This window comes from Cupriavidus pauculus (assembly GCF_022179805.1).
In the GTDB taxonomy this organism is placed as follows: Bacteria; Pseudomonadota; Gammaproteobacteria; order Burkholderiales; family Burkholderiaceae; genus Cupriavidus; species Cupriavidus pauculus_E.
Genome location: NZ_BPUO01000033.1, coordinates 1 through 14,447 on the forward strand (window position 1 = coordinate 1; position 14,447 = coordinate 14,447).

General features: G+C 62.0%; 9 protein-coding genes and 2 tRNA genes. 10 read left to right on the top strand and 1 reads right to left on the bottom strand.

The features are described from left to right. The first annotated feature begins 176 nt into the window (after window positions 1-176). Window positions 177-1,649, top strand: coding sequence for a hypothetical protein (locus MFF62_RS30630; protein WP_238267909.1), 1,473 nt, complete (start codon window positions 177-179; stop codon window positions 1,647-1,649). A gap of 208 nt (window positions 1,650-1,857) precedes the next feature. Further along, complete coding sequence (locus MFF62_RS30635) at window positions 1,858-2,196, top strand: VanZ family protein (protein WP_238267910.1); 339 nt, start codon at window positions 1,858-1,860, stop codon at window positions 2,194-2,196. Here MFF62_RS30635 and MFF62_RS30640 read toward each other — a convergent pair. Next, entirely contained in the window at window positions 2,171-3,028 is an 858-nt protein-coding gene (locus MFF62_RS30640; protein ID WP_238267916.1) for a 23S rRNA (adenine(2030)-N(6))-methyltransferase RlmJ, read from the bottom strand. The genes MFF62_RS30635 and MFF62_RS30640 overlap by 26 nt on opposite strands. Window positions 3,029-3,153: 125 nt before the next feature. Here MFF62_RS30640 and mnmC point away from each other — a divergent pair, with 125 nt between their 5' ends. The 8 genes from mnmC (at window position 3,154) to MFF62_RS30680 (ending at window position 14,248) form a co-directional block, all read left to right on the top strand. Next, window positions 3,154-5,115 (top strand): bifunctional tRNA (5-methylaminomethyl-2-thiouridine)(34)-methyltransferase MnmC2/FAD-dependent 5-carboxymethylaminomethyl-2-thiouridine(34) oxidoreductase MnmC1, encoded by a 1,962-nt coding sequence (gene mnmC / locus MFF62_RS30645; RefSeq protein WP_238267933.1) that lies wholly within the window; start codon window positions 3,154-3,156, stop codon window positions 5,113-5,115. Window positions 5,116-5,317: 202 nt separating this feature from the next. Further along, entirely contained in the window at window positions 5,318-6,667 is a 1,350-nt protein-coding gene (gene tig / locus MFF62_RS30650) for a trigger factor (protein WP_238267918.1), read from the top strand. Between the two features lie 105 nt (window positions 6,668-6,772). Continuing rightward, window positions 6,773-7,423, top strand: coding sequence for an ATP-dependent Clp endopeptidase proteolytic subunit ClpP (gene clpP, locus MFF62_RS30655; RefSeq protein WP_238267921.1), 651 nt, complete (start codon window positions 6,773-6,775; stop codon window positions 7,421-7,423). Between the two features lie 275 nt (window positions 7,424-7,698). After that, on the top strand, window positions 7,699-8,976 hold the full coding sequence (gene clpX / locus MFF62_RS30660; protein ID WP_238267923.1) for an ATP-dependent Clp protease ATP-binding subunit ClpX: 1,278 nt from the start codon (window positions 7,699-7,701) through the stop codon (window positions 8,974-8,976). A gap of 269 nt (window positions 8,977-9,245) precedes the next feature. After that, window positions 9,246-11,657 (top strand): endopeptidase La, encoded by a 2,412-nt coding sequence (lon, locus tag MFF62_RS30665; RefSeq protein WP_238267925.1) that lies wholly within the window; start codon window positions 9,246-9,248, stop codon window positions 11,655-11,657. A gap of 230 nt (window positions 11,658-11,887) precedes the next feature. Next, window positions 11,888-11,963, top strand: a tRNA-Val gene (locus tag MFF62_RS30670). 42 nt (window positions 11,964-12,005) lie between these two features. Next, window positions 12,006-12,082 (top strand) — tRNA-Asp (locus tag MFF62_RS30675). A 213-nt stretch (window positions 12,083-12,295) separates the two neighbouring features. Continuing rightward, window positions 12,296-14,248: a SurA N-terminal domain-containing protein gene (locus MFF62_RS30680; RefSeq protein ID WP_238267931.1), complete on the top strand. Its 1,953-nt coding sequence runs from the start codon at window positions 12,296-12,298 to the stop codon at window positions 14,246-14,248. Window positions 14,249-14,447: the final 199 nt, after the last annotated feature.

Consider the following 14,447-nt stretch of genomic DNA (forward strand, 5'->3'; position numbering starts at 1 on the left):
TGATGCTGCTACCTTTGCCGCGTTCGATCATGATGAGCGCTCGTTCTTCCGCACTCAAATGGCTGTAATTCTTCATTCCAACACCCTACCTCATCACGGGTGTTGCACTTGATACTAGAGACTAAGATGTTACTGGAAATGCGAAACTTAATGTATCCGGGGACACGCCTATTGGTATGGGGGTGTTCGTAAACGGTTACTTAAACATCTCTGATGATGCCGGTGTAAACATTCAAGGGAACTCCGCGAGTGGTCGTGCAGTGGATTTGTCTGGAACCAAAAATATTTCGGGTAATGCGACACTGAATACAACCGCGGGTACGGTTGATGGCGCCGGGATATTCGTAGGAGGGACATTTAATGTTTCCGATGACGCGAGAGTTCGGTTGGATAGCGAGGCAACCGGTAATGGTGTCGGAATTGTCCTTCGCCGCGCTCTCGACATATCCGAAAATGGGTCAGTGGGCGTTACGGGGATTGCGAATAACGGCTCTGGTGTTCTAATTCGAGGAAGCGTCAGCACGTACGGCAACGGCTCGACGAAAATTGACGGCACCTCGATAAATGGCACCGGTGTAGACATTGGTTTATATGGGAGCGGCTCGATTACCACGGGCGGCAATGGTACTACCGATATTTCTGGGCGCTCGACAAGAGGTACGGGTGTTGATAACGGAGAAGGCTCGATCAGCACCACAGGCGATGGCTCGACGAATATCCTGGGGGATAGTACCAACGGCACCGGCGTTGATAACAACAATGGCAAGATTGAAACGCTGCAAAACGGTACGACCAATGTAACGGGCAACTCGGAGAACGGTGCTGGCTTCAAGAATGGAAATGGTTCGGTTGATACTGGAGGCAACGGATCGACCAACCTCTCGGGTAACTCGACCAATGGTACGGGCGTCAATAACGGCAACGGTTCGATCACCAACGGTGGCAATGGCTCGACCAACATATCGGGTAACTCGTCCAACGGCTCCGGCATTGATAACACTGGCGGAAAGATGGATCCTGGCGCCAACGGGAGCATCACCGACAACGGCAAGCCGAGAGGCAATGGCTCCGGTGGCGACGGCAACGGTTCCGGCGGCGACGGCAACAGCTCGGGTGGGGACGGCAACGACTCCGACAAGAACCCCGATGGCGGCACGACCGGTGGCTCGGGTGGCGGTTCCAGCAGCGGCGTCGGTGCCGCGGTTGCGGGTGCGGCGGGTGCCGTTGGTGTGGGCGGCCTGGTGGCGTATTTCTGGGGTGACTGGGCAGTTTCCAGCCTGCAGCTGACGTCGCCACAGGCGCTGACCATCGAAGTCGGTGACGAAGCGTTCTGGTCCGGTGCGACGGTGAATGCGGTGGAGGTGGATGTGGCTGGTAACACGGCCAAGGTGAACATCACCACCCAGTCCGGTCCGATGGAGCGCCAGCTGACCTTCCGTGATGGCGCCGATGGCGTCAAGCACTACGCCCTGGAGGATGGCCAGATCAAGGCCGACCTGTCGGTCAATGCCGAGACCCGTGAGTTCTTCTACACCGAGAGCGGGGTCAAGAACGGCACGGCATACGTCGTCAAGACGCACGGTTGGCTCAAGGCAGCCGAGGCGCCAGCCACGGCGCAGAGCGCTACGGCCGCCAGCGTGAGTAGTTGAAGCACCTGGTGCATGCCGGCGTCGAAAGGCATCGGCATGCATGGTGCATCATGAAGAGGTCCTTGCCTGTTTCCGATCTTTCGGTCGGAAATGGGCAGGGTTTTTTTTGTTTTGGGGTTTTTGTTTGGAGCCTTTGTGGCCAGCCCCACATAGCGCGGCGGCGTCCTGTAGGATCCTTTGCAGGTCTACCTATCCTCCGAGCCGCCCGGTGCCACGCCTGACTTCCTCGAACTTTCGTCTGCTGTTCGCCGCTTGCGCGCTGGGCGTGCTGGTGCTCTCGCTGCTACCGCCCGATGCACCCGAGGTGAGTACTGGCTGGGATAAGTCCAACCACCTGCTTGCCTTTGGCGTGCTGGCGGTGCTGGGCGTGCGCGCCTGGCCAGGGCGGGCCTGGCATGTCGTGGTGGGGCTGATTGCCTACGGTGGGATGATCGAATTCCTGCAGTCGCTGACGACCTATCGCGATGCGTCGTGGCTCGATCTACTGGCCGATGGCGTGGGCATCGCCATCGGGCTGGCGCTCAGTTATCGAGTGATTCGAGCGTGAAGGTGGCGCCGCCGTCCTGACCCAGCATTTCCACAAGCCGGGGCATGGCTTCCTCTAGTGCGGCCTTGAGGGTCCAGGGCGGGTTCACGATGAACATACCGCTGCCGTGCAGGCCAAGGCCGCCTTCGACGGGGTTCTTGACGGTCAGTGCCACGTGCAGCCAGCTCTTGAGCGGCAGCCGCTTTAGCTGGGCGGGCAGTTGGACCGATTCGCGGCGCTGCACTTCCGGATACCAGATCGCGTACATGCCGGTGGCAAATCGCTCCAGGCCGGCCTTAAGCGTGTCCACCGTGCGTGCGTAGTCCTGCTTGTCTTCGTACGATGGGTCGATCAGGACCAGCGCGCGGCGCGGGGGCGGCGGCAGGATCGCCTTGATGCCGTTGAAGCCATCGCCGTCGTAGAGCATGACCTTGCGGCCTGCGCCGCGGAAGTTGTCGCGCAGCACCTGGATTTCGGTGGTGTGCAGTTCGAACAGGCGCAGGCGGTCGGCGTCGCGCAGCATCTGCCACGCCAGCCAGGGCGAGCCGGGATAGTGCTTGAGATTGCCGTCCGGGTTCAGTTCACGCACCTGGTCCAGGTAGGCGTCCAGCAGGCCGGGCAGGGCTTGGCCGGCAGCCGCCGCACGCCAGATCGGGCCGATGCCGGTTTCGAATTCGGATTTTTTCTGCGCGTAGGCGTGATCCAGCGCGTACAGCCCGGCGCCGGCGTGCGTGTCGACGTACCAGAACGGCTTGTCCTTCTGCGTCAGATAGTCCAGCAACTGGACTACGACGGCGTGCTTGAGGACATCGGCATGATTGCCGGCGTGAAAGGCGTGACGATAACTGAGCATGGCAAGGCGGGATGACGGCGCGCAAACGTCAGCCAGACAAGGGCTGGCAGGCAGTGCGCGCGAAGGGCGCTATGCTACCATCCGCCGCCATTTCCAGCCGTTTTCCTCACGTTTTCTTGCCCGCCATGCCGCGCACCATCGAGTCCGCCGAGCCCGTTTTTTCCGATGACGGCATCCCGTATTCGCCACGTTACGACGATGTCTATTACAGCGCCGACGGTGGTCCGGAGCAGGCCCGGCAAGTTTTTCTGGGCGGCAACGGATTGCCGGGCAACTGGGCCGGTCGCGATCAATTTGTCATCGTCGAGACCGGTTTCGGGCAAGGGCTGAATTTCCTGACCACTTGGCAGGCTTGGCGCGACGATCCGCAACGCTGCAAGCGCCTGCACTTCGTTTCCATCGAAAAGCACCCGTTCACCCGGGATGGCTTGCAACGCCTGCATGCCGCCTGGGGCGATCTGTCGCCGTTGGCGGAACAGCTACGGGGAAAGTGGCCCGATGCGCTGCCCGGCCTGCATCGCCTGACGTTCGAGGGCGGGGCCGTAACGCTGACGCTGGCATTTGGCGACGTGGAGGCCGTGCTGCCAAAGCTTGCGCTAGGCGCTGACGCCTTCTATCTGGATGGCTTTTCGCCGTCCCGCAACGCCGAGATGTGGTCGCCCAACGTATTCCGCGGGCTGGCCCGGCACGCGCGGATCGGGGCCACACTGGCCACCTACACGGCGGCAGGTTTCGTGCGGCGTGGGCTTCAGGCGGTGGGTTTCGAAGCCCGTCGGGCGCCCGGTTTCGGTAAGTTCCATATGACTGTCGCGCGTTTCGCGCCGGCCTGGAAGAACCGCCGCCATGAGCCGCTCGCTGCAGCCCAGTGGCCGCAGCGCCATGCCATCGTGATCGGCGCCGGGCTGGCGGGCTGCGCCGTGACCGAAAGGCTGGCCGCGCGCGGCTGGCGGGTCACGCTGTTCGATGCCCACGGTGGGCCTGCGCAACAGACCTCGGGCCATCGGGCGGCGGCGATGCATGCGCATGTCTCGGTCGACGACGGCCAGTTGTCGCGCCTGTCGCGCGCCGGCAACCTGCACGCGCTGCGGGCCTGGCAGGCACTGGCCGAGGCCGGACATCCTGTGGATTGGCAAGGTTGCGGTGTGTTGCAGATCGGCGAGGACGACACCGATAATGCGGCGCAGCGTTCTGCACTTCAGGCGCTGGCTTTTCCCGAATCTTTCGTGCGCTGGATGGATGCCGACGAGGCGTCCGCTCATCACGGCGCCACAGTGCCGCGCGGCGGGTTGTGGTTCCCGCAGGGTGGGTGGGTGGCGCCGCCGGACATCTGCAGGGCGCAACTGGCTGCGGCGGGCAACAGGCTGGACGCGCGTTTCGGATGTCGCGTGGACGCCATCGAGCATGTCGATGGCATGTGGCGAGCGCTGGACGCGGCCGGTGCCGAGCTGGCCAGCGCGCCGGTGCTGGTGCTGGCCAATGCGCACGAGGCCGAGCGCCTTGTGCCGGCACGATTCCTGGCGCTGCGCCGGGTGCGGGGGCAGTTGACCGATCTGGATGCGGGGCAGGTGGATGCTCTGGGCGGCTGGCCCGATTGCGTGGTGACCGGCACCGGCTATCTATTGCCGCGCGGTGCGCACGATGGCGCGCGCGTGGGTTCCAGCTATGAGCCGGACACCGGGCCGCTGTCCGAGAGCGCGGACGTGCATGCGGCCAATCTCGCTCGGCTGGCTTCACTGCTGCCGGACCGGGCCGCGACGCTGGCCCGGATCGATCCGGCGACTTTACGCGGCTACGTGGGGGTGCGCACCGTGACGCACAACCGCCTGCCACTGATCGGCCAGATGGCTGACGAGTCCGGGGCGCTGGCGCATGCCGAGGCACTGCGCGGCGCGCACCTCGGTGACATCCCCCGCATGCCGGGGCTGTATGCGGCCCTTGCATATGGCTCGCGCGGCCTCACATGGGCCGCACTTGGCGCCGAACTGATCGCGTGCCAGATCGAAGGCGAGCCGCTGCCGCTGGAGGCAGAACTGGCGAATGCCATCGACCCGGCCCGCCTGCTGCTTCGCGCACTGCGCCAGGGGTAGGCGCTGGAGCCGGGCGAGGTCGATCCTGAGCGCGATCATGGCTGACTAGGGTAAAAACTGCCGGAAGCGAACTGAAATCGTGCGATAATCCGCGTTTTCCGTTTGCGCGGAGACCTCCGCTCGCGAGCACTGGCCGCGGCCAGGCGGCAAGGTGCGCAGGCGGTTGCGCTGACAACAACTATTTCTGGATTGGATTACGACCATGTCGAACGTCATTGAAAACCTCGGCAAGCTGGACCGCAAGGTAACCCTGGCTATCCCCAAGGCCGAAGTGCAGAAGGAAACGCAGGAACGCCTGGTACGTCTGTCGAAGACCGTGAAAATGTCCGGCTTCCGCCCGGGCAAGGTGCCGATGAAGATGGTCGAGAAGCAATACGGCCAGCAGGTGGAATTCGAAGTTCGCTTCGACAAGGCTGCCCGCAAGTTCTTCGACATCACCCAGGCCCAGGACGTAAAGGTCGCCGGCCAGCCGAAGTTCGACATCAAGACCGACGGCGTGGCAGAAGACGAACTGGCCTTCGAGGCCACGTTCGAGGTGTATCCGGAAGTCAAGCTGGGCGACCTGGCGTCGGCCGAAGTGACCCGCACCAAGACCGAAATCGGCGACGCCGAGATCGACAAGACCGTCGACATCCTGCGCAAGCAGCGCGTGCACTACCACCACCGCGGTGAAGCCGGCGCCCATGGCGACGGCGGTGCCGAAGTGACCGCCCAGAACGGCGACCGCGTGACCATCGACTTCGTCGGCAAGATCGACGGCGTCGAGTTCGCCGGCGGCAAGGCCGAAGACTTCGTGTACGTGCTGGGCGAAGGCCGCATGCTGCCCGAGTTCGAGCAAGCCACGCTGGGTCTGAAGGAAGGCGAAAGCAAGACGTTCCCGCTGACCTTCCCCGAGGACTACCACGGCAAGGAAGTGGCCGGCAAGACCGCCGAGTTCACCATCACGCTGAAGAAGGTGGAATGGGCGCACCTGCCGGAAGTTGACGACGCATTCGCCAAGTCGCTCGGCATCGCCGACGGCAGCGTGGAAAAGATGCGCGCCGACATCCGCGAAAACCTGGAGCGTGAAGTCAAGCGCCGTACGCATTCCATGCTGAAGGACCAGGTCATGGAAGCGCTGCTGAAGGTGAGCGAGCTGGACGTGCCGAAGGCCCTGATCGAACAGGACCAGGAACGTCTGGTGGAAATGGCCCGCCGCGACCTCGAGCAACGTGGCATGCCGAACGCCAAGGACATGCCGATCCCGGCCGAGATGTTCGCGCAGCAAGCCGAGCGTCGCGTGAAGCTGGGTCTGATCCTGGCCGAAATCGTCAAGGCCAACGGTCTGGAAGCCAAGCCGGACCAGGTCAAGGCTGAAATCGAGGACTTCGCGAAGAGCTACGAAGACCCGAAGGAAGTCATGCGCTGGTACTACGGTGACCAGCAGCGCCTGGCAGAAATGGAAGCCTACGTGCTCGAAAACAACGTGGTAAATTTCGTGTGCGACAAGGCCAAGGTTTCGGACAAGTCGGTGTCGTTCGAAGAACTGACTGCCGCTCCCGAACAAGCCTGAGGTCGGGCATGGCCGGCCACTGCGTGACGAACGCGGTGCCGGTCCACGTCAACGGGCCTCGCGCGCTGGCTCGTTGACGTCATTCCCAATATCTGGAGAACCTGCATGACCCGCAATGATTTGCTTGATCGTCTGGCTACCACGCAGGCTTCTGCCCTCGAGACCCAGGGTCTTGGTCTGGTGCCGATGGTTGTCGAGCAGTCCGGCCGGGGTGAGCGCGCGTATGACATCTACTCGCGCCTGCTCAAGGAACGCGTCATCTTCATGGTTGGCGAGGTCAATGACCAGACCGCGAACCTGGTCGTGGCGCAATTGCTGTTCCTGGAGAGCGAGAACCCGGACAAGGACGTGTCGCTGTACATCAACTCGCCTGGTGGTTCGGTTTCGGCCGGCCTGGCGATCTACGACACGATGCAGTTCGTGAAGCCTGACGTGCAGACGCTGTGCATGGGCATGGCCGCCAGCATGGGTGCATTCCTGCTGGCAGCGGGTGCCAAGGGCAAGCGTAGCGCGCTGCCGAACTCGCGCATCATGATTCACCAGCCGCTGGGCGGTGCGCGTGGCCAGGCTTCGGACATCGAGATCCAGGCACGCGAGATCCTGTACCTGCGTGAACGCCTGAACACCATTCTGTCGGAAGTCACCGGTCAGCCGGTCGAGAAGATTGCGCGCGATACTGATCGCGACAACTTCATGAGCGGCGATCAGGCGGTGGATTATGGTCTGATCGACAAGGTGATCACCCGCCGCAGTTGAAATTTGCCGGTGTGTCGGCACATCAGCCCGGAGGCATCCAGTCGGAAGCGTCCGGGCGGTGACCGGCAAGTCCGGGCACCTGCCGCATTGGTCTCCCGTCGCTTCAAATGACGAAGGCTACACCGGAACGAGGCTGTGTGCCTCGTTTTTGCGTTTTGCCCCACACGCAGGGGACGCCGCCGACTGCGCCAATTGTTTTGGCGTATGATGCGTTTAATGCGTTTCCCGTCCGGCCCCGCCTGACGGGATCCACACTGCTAATGTGACTGATTCCTATGGCGGACAAAAAAGGTTCATCCAGCGAGAAACTTCTGTACTGCTCGTTCTGCGGCAAGAGCCAGCACGAGGTAAAGAAGCTCATCGCGGGCCCGTCGGTGTTCATTTGCGACGAATGCATCGACCTGTGCAACGAGATCATCCGTGACGAGGCCGCCGCGACCGACAAGGACGCTGCCGCCGTTACGCGCTCGGATCTGCCCACTCCCCACGAAATCCGCGAAAGCCTTGACCAGTACGTGATCGGTCAGGAACAGGCCAAGAAGATCCTGGCCGTTGCGGTTTACAACCATTACAAGCGCCTGAAGCACCTCGGCAAGAAGGACGATGTCGAGCTGTCGAAGAGCAATATCCTGCTGATCGGGCCCACCGGCTCGGGCAAGACGCTGCTCGCCCAGACGCTGGCACGCCTGCTCAACGTGCCGTTCGTGATTGCCGACGCTACCACGCTGACCGAAGCCGGCTACGTGGGGGAAGATGTCGAGAACATCATCCAGAAGCTGCTGCAGAACTGCAATTACGAAGTCGAGAAGGCTCAGCGCGGCATCGTCTATATCGACGAAATCGACAAGATCTCGCGCAAGTCGGACAACCCGTCGATCACGCGCGACGTGTCGGGCGAGGGCGTTCAGCAGGCACTGCTGAAGCTGATCGAAGGCACGATGGCTTCGGTCCCGCCGCAGGGCGGCCGCAAGCATCCGAACCAGGACTTCCTGCAGGTGGATACCACCAACATCCTGTTTATCTGCGGAGGTGCGTTCGATGGCCTGGAAAAGGTCATCATGCAGCGTTCGGACAAGACCGGCATCGGTTTTGACGCGCAGGTGCAGAGCAAGGAAGAGCGCGAGGTCAGCGAGGTTCTGCCGCAGACCGAGCCGGAAGACCTGATCAAGTTCGGCCTGATTCCGGAACTCATCGGGCGTCTGCCCGTGGTGGCAACGCTGGCCAAGCTGGACGAGGCCGCGCTGATGCAGATCCTGGTCGAACCCAAGAACGCGCTGGTCAAGCAGTATCAGAAGCTGCTGGCCATGGAAGGCGTGGAACTTGAAATTCGCCCGGGCGCGCTGACCGCCATCGCACGCAAGGCCATCCGCCGCAAGACGGGTGCTCGCGGCCTGCGTTCGATCCTGGAACAGTCGCTGATGGACGTCATGTACGACCTGCCCAACTACAAGGGTGTGCAGAAGGTGGTGATCGATGAGAACACGATCACCGGCGATGCGCCGCCGCTGCTGATGTACGAGGAGCAGCAGCCCAAGGTGGCCGGATCGAACTGAGCGAGGTCGAACTGACGCCCAATGCGCCGGGACCGCGTGGTCCCCACCACACTGGCGACACTTTCAAGCTGCCGTTCGCTGGAAAGCGAGCGGCTTTTTTTCTTCAATTCCACAAACGAACGGGAGCAAACGCGGGTATGCTGTTTCAGAGTGGGTCGCAAGTGCTGTTTGCGGCACGTGTTTGCGGTGCCGAGGGAATTGATGATGGGTATCTTGCAATCGATTCCCGAGACCCTATTTACGCCTTAAATGACTGACTGGGGAAAATGATGTCCGGAACACAACTCCTCCCGGCTGAGCCGATTCGCCTGCCACTGTTGCCGCTGCGCGACGTGGTGGTGTTTCCGCACATGGTGATCCCACTGTTCGTGGGACGCCCGAAGTCCATCAAGGCGCTCGAGACTGCGATGGAGTCGGGCAAGAGCATCATGCTCGTGGCACAGAAGACGGCCGCCAAAGACGAACCGACAGCTGACGACCTCTACGAGGTTGGCTGCATCGCCAATATCCTGCAAATGCTGAAGCTGCCCGACGGTACCGTGAAGGTGCTGGTGGAGGGTACGCAACGGGCAAACATCACCGAGGTGAGCGAGGACGATTCGCACTTCATGTGCGAAGCCGTGCCTGTGCCGCCCGCACCGGTCGAGTCCGCCGAGACCGAGGCCCTGCGCCGCGCGATCGTGTCGCAGTTCGACCAGTACGTAAAGCTCAACAAGAAGATTCCGCCCGAGATCCTGACGTCGCTGTCGGGTATCGATGAAGCGGGTCGTCTGGCTGACACCATCGCCGCGCATCTGCCGATCAAGCTCGAGCAGAAGCAGAAGATCCTGGAAATGGTGAAGGTCACCGAGCGTCTGGAGAGCCTGCTGTCGCAGCTCGAGGGCGAGATCGACATCCTGCAGGTGGAAAAGCGCATCCGTGGCCGCGTCAAGCGCCAGATGGAGAAGTCGCAGCGCGAGTACTACCTGAACGAGCAGGTCAAGGCCATCCAGAAGGAACTGGGCGAGGGCGAGGAAGGTGCCGACCTCGAGGAACTGGACAAGCGCATCAAGGCTGCGCGCATGCCCAAGGAGGCCAAGAAGAAGGCCGACGCCGAGTTCAAGAAGCTCAAGCTGATGTCGCCGATGTCGGCCGAAGCAACGGTCGTGCGCAACTACATCGACACGCTGGTCAACCTGCCGTGGCGCAAGAAGAGCAAGGTCAACAATGACCTGGCGAACGCCGAGCGCGTGCTGGACGAAGACCACTATGGTCTGGAAAAGGTCAAGGAACGCATCCTTGAATATCTTGCCGTGCAACAGCGCGTGGACAAGGTGAAGGCGCCGATCCTGTGCCTGGTTGGGCCTCCCGGCGTGGGCAAGACCTCGCTGGGCCAGTCGGTGGCGCGCGCCACGAACCGCAAGTTCGTGCGCATGGCACTGGGTGGCGTGCGTGACGAAGCCGAGATTCGCGGTCACCGTCGTACGTACATCGGTTCGATGCCCGGCAAGATCCTGCAGAGCCTGTCGAAGGTTGGCGTGCGCAATCCGCTGTTCCTGCTCGACGAGATCGACAAGATGGGCATGGACTTCCGTGGCGACCCGTCGTCGGCGCTGCTCGAGGTGCTGGACCCGGAACAGAATCACACGTTCCAGGACCACTACATCGAAGTGGACTTCGACCTGTCGGACGTGATGTTCGTGGCGACGTCGAACTCGCTGAACATCCCGCCGCCGCTGCTGGACCGCATGGAAGTGATCCGCCTCTCGGGCTACACCGAAGACGAGAAGGTGAACATTGCCACGCGTTACCTGCTGCCCAAGCAGATTCGCAACAACGGCCTGAAGCAGGGCGAAATCGACGTCACCGAAGCAGCGATTCGCGACATCATCCGCTACTACACGCGTGAAGCCGGCGTGCGTTCGCTGGAACGCGAAGTGTCGAAGATCGCGCGCAAGGTGGTGAAGCTGCTGCTGCTGAAGAAGGAGTCCGAGAAGGTCACGGTCGATTCCGAGAACCTCGACAAATTCCTTGGCGTACGCAAGTACGACTTCGGCCTGGCCAACAAGGAAAACCAGGTGGGTCAGGTGACCGGTCTGGCGTGGACGGAAGTGGGCGGCGATCTGCTGACCATCGAAGCCGCGATCATGCCGGGCAAGGGCAACATCTCGCGTACCGGTTCGCTGGGCGACGTGATGAAGGAATCGGTCGAGGCAGCACGTTCGGTGGTGCGTTCGCGGGCTCGTCGCCTGGGTATCACGGATGAGATGTTCGAGAAGCGCGACATCCACATCCACGTGCCCGAAGGCGCCACGCCCAAGGATGGTCCGTCGGCGGGTATCGCGATGACGAGCGTGCTGGTGTCTGTGCTGACTGGTATCCCGGTACGCGCCGACGTGGCGATGACCGGTGAGATCACGCTGCGCGGCGAAGTGCTGCCGATCGGTGGCCTCAAGGAAAAGCTGCTGGCTGCCCACCGTGGTGGTATCAAGCTGGCGCTGATCCCCGAGGAAAACGTGAAGGACCTGGCCGACATTCCGGACAACGTCAAGAACGCCATCGAGATCGTGCCCGTGCGCTGGATCGACAAGGTGCTGGAACTCGCACTCGAGCGCAAGCCCGAGGCGCTGCCCGAGGATGACGCCAAGCCTGCCGACGTGGCAGACAAGGCTGCGGCCCAGGTAGAGCGTATCCATCACTGAGCGATGTAGTTGCCAGTCAAAAATGCCGCGGGAGCGATCCCGCGGCATTTTTGTTTGTGCTTTTGATTGTGCATTGGCGGGCGCGAAAAAATCACGCAATCAATGCTTGGCAAATCGAAAAGTCTCGTATTACAATCGCGGCCTCGCAACGCAAACAGCGGCAATCAGTAACCGCCGAATCGTGCGAAGCGAAATTACCCAGCAGGCCAAGTTGCTTGCGCGGTCCATGTGGGTGCTTAGCTCAGTTGGTAGAGCGGCGCCCTTACAAGGCGTAGGTCGGGGGTTCGAGCCCCTCAGCACCCACCACATCGGATCCGCGGCAAGAATCCTGCAAGGGCACCGACACAAGGAGTGGTAGTTCAGTCGGTTAGAATACCGGCCTGTCACGCCGGGGGTCGCGGGTTCGAGTCCCGTCCACTCCGCCAAATAAAAATGCCCGCGCTAGCGGGCTTTTTTGTTTTTGGGATTCGGGAAAGCAGCGATGCGAAGCGTACGCCAGAAGGCGGTGCCATCGAAAGCAACATCCCCTGACCCAACATCATCTTCCGGCACATATTCCGCAGGTCTGGCGTCTCGCTCCTGCTAGAATCGCGAGGTTTGACCGTCGGCCCAAGGCCCAACCCTTTAACCCGAACAGCATGCTTGATTTCGTACGCAACAACCGGCGCCTGATGCTTTTGCTGCTGCTGGTGCTTGTCTTCCCGTCGTTCGTGTTCTTTGGTGTCGAGAGCTACTCGCGCTTCATGGACAGTTCGCACGACGCCGCCAAGGTGGATGGCAAGACCATCACCGTGCAGGAAGTCGACAACGTGATACGCGACCAGAGCGAGCGCATGCGCCAGATGCTTGGCAATAACTACGATCCGCGCATGTTCGAGGGCCCTGCGGCGCGGCAGTCCGTGCTGGACCAACTGATCCTGCAGCGCGTAGTGGCCGACGCCACGGCCAAGAAGAATCTCACGGTTTCCAACGAACAACTGCGCCAGGCCATCGAGAACATTCCTGCGATTGCGCAACTGCGCGGTCCGGACGGCAAGTTCGACGAGAAAGCCTATATCCAGCTGCTGGCCCAGCAGGGCATGACGCCGGAACAGCTCGATGCGCGTATGCGTTTCGAACTGGCTACGCAACAACTGGGTGGCGCAGTGGGTACGACGGCCTTCGTGCCGAAGTCGCTGCTCGATCGCCTGATCGCGATCCGCGACCAGCAGCGCGACGTGCAGGCCCTGGTCATCAAACCGGCCGATTTCACGTCGAAGGTCACGCCTGACGCCGCCGCGCTGAAGTCGTACTACGAAAGCCACCTGTCGGCATACACCACGCCGGAGCAGGCCAAGGTCGAGTACGTCGTGCTGTCGGGCGATGCCTTGGCCGCTAGCCAGACCGTGACGCCGGAAGAGCTGAAGTCCTACTACGACAGCAACGCCCAGCGCTTCCGCACGGAAGAGCAGCGCCGCGCCAGCCATATCCTGATCACGGTTCCGAAGGACGCCAAGGAAGCCGACCGCAAGGCCGCGCAGGAAAAGGCGCAGAAGCTGCTGGACGACGTGCGCAAGCATCCCGAGACCTTCGCCGACGTGGCGAAGAAGAATTCGCAGGATCCGGGCTCGGCAGAGAAGGGCGGCGATCTTGGCTTCATGGGTCGCGGCGCGCTGGTCAAGCCGTTCGAAGATGCCATGTACGCGCTCAAGGATGGCCAGATCAGCGATCTCGTTGAGACCGACTACGGCTATCACATCATCAAGCTGACCGGCATCAAGCCGGCCGCTACGCAGCCGCTCGATGAAGTGCGTCCGGAACTCGAAGCCGAACTGAAGAAGCAGCTTGCCAGCAAGCGTTTCTCGGAGCAGGCCGATGCGTTCGGCAACATGGTCGACGAGAAGCCGGAAAGCCTGCAGCCTGCCGCCGACAAGTTCAAGCTGACGATCCAGACCGCTGACAACGTCACGCGCCAGCCGAACCCGGCGCTGGGCAAGGACAGCCCGCTCAACAACGAGAAGGTGCTCAAGGCCCTTTTCAGCGATGACGCGATCAAGAAGAAGTTCAACACCCAGGCCGTGCAGGTTGGCCCGACGACGCTGGTATCGGCACGCATTGTCGACTACCGCCCGGCGGCGGCTCGCAAGTTCGAAGATGTGGAAGCCCAGGTGCGCCAGGCCTACGTTGCCCAGCAGGCTGCCGAACTGGCCCGCAAGGATGGCGAAGCCAAACTCGAAGCGCTGAAGAAGAGCGACAGCGCCGCCGGCTTTGGTCCGACGATGATGGTGTCGCGTGCCAAGGCCGATGGCGTGTCGCCGAAGGCCGTGGACGCCATCATGCGCGCGGACGCTGCCAAGCTGCCGTCCGTCGTGGGTGTGGACCTGGGTGCGGATGGCTACGCGATCTATCGCATCACCAAGGTGTCCACGCCGCCGCAGACCAATGCTGGTCAGCGCCAGGCCGATGCACAGCAGCTGAGCCAGCTCGCCGGCCAGACCGAACTCGCGGCCTACTACGAAGCGCTGAAGGCCCAGGCCAAGGTCAAGGTCCTGCGTCCGGTCAAGGCTGAGGACGGTACGCCGGCTCCGGCCAGCGAGGCCGCCGCGCACTGACGCGACATCCGTAGCCCCTACGGAAAAAAAAGCCCCCGCAGGTCGATGACCGCAGGGGCTTTTTTCATGGTGGTGACTCGTCCTGAATAAGGTTGACACTTTTCTCGCAGTGATGAGGAGAGTGCCTTGGAGGCGGATCGGAAGCGAACCCAACGTGACTACACGCTGGCTTTTAAGCTGGCGGTGGTGGAGGCAGTAG